Annotated in this window: 1 protein-coding gene; it reads left to right on the top strand. The window is 70.0% G+C overall.

Annotation, left to right across the window (positions count from 1 at the left end; genetic code table 11):
• Positions 1-878 (top strand): PPE family protein (locus tag F6Q13_RS18035; protein WP_293059453.1); only part of this gene is annotated, 878 nt, incomplete at both ends.

The following is an 878-nucleotide window of genomic DNA, read 5'->3' as shown; positions in this document are numbered from 1 at the left end:
CGCATGTATGCCGGGGCGGGGGCGGGGCCGCTGATGGCGGCCGCCACGGCCTGGGACCAGGTGGCGACCGAGTTGGCGACGGCGGCCAGTTCCTATCGCGGGGTGATCTCCGAGCTGAGTGACGGGCAGTGGACGGGGGCCTCATCAACGGCGATGAGCGCCTCCGCCACGTCGTACCTGACGTGGATGACCACCACCGCCGCCCAGGCCGAGCAGACCGCCAATCAGATCCGATCGGCGGCGGCGGCCTATCAGGCGGCCTTTGTGGCCACGGTGCCACCGGCGCTGGTGGCGGCCAACCGGGCGACACTGGCGGCGTTGGTGGCCACCAACATTGTCGGCCAGAACACTGCGGCGATCGCGGCCACCGAGGCGCAGTACGCCGAGATGTGGGCCCAAGACGCCGCGGCGATGTACGGCTATGCCGGGGCCGCGGCGGCGGCCACCAAGGTGACCCCGTTCAGCCCGGCACCGAACAACACCAACCCCGACGCGGCGGCCGCCCAGGGCGCGGCGGTCAGCCACGCCAGCGCCGCATCCGCAGCCGCCACGGTGCCCAATCTGTTGAGCCAGCTGTCCTCGGGAGCATCGTCGACCGCCCTGTCACAGATCACCGGCTCGATAGAATCCCTCTACGAAGACTTCGGCGGTTTCGGAGTTTTTTATGCTGCGAGCGCTTTTTCTACTACCGGCACCCTGTTCACCCTCTTCCCGATGATTGCGACGTCGGAGGGTCCGCTGGTGGCGGCGCTGTCTGCGGCGGCGTCCTCGGCGGGTGCGGTGTCGCCGGAGCTTGGTGCCGGGCTGGGGACTCTGGTCAGTTCTTCCGCGCCGGTGGCGGGCGCATCGGGTTTGGCGGGCGCATCGGGTTTGGCGGG

Source organism: Mycobacterium sp. (assembly GCF_008709575.1).
Lineage (GTDB): Bacteria > Actinomycetota > Actinomycetes > Mycobacteriales > Mycobacteriaceae > Mycobacterium.
Note: the sequence above shows the minus strand (reverse complement) of the source record. Positions and strands in the feature narration are given on the sequence as shown.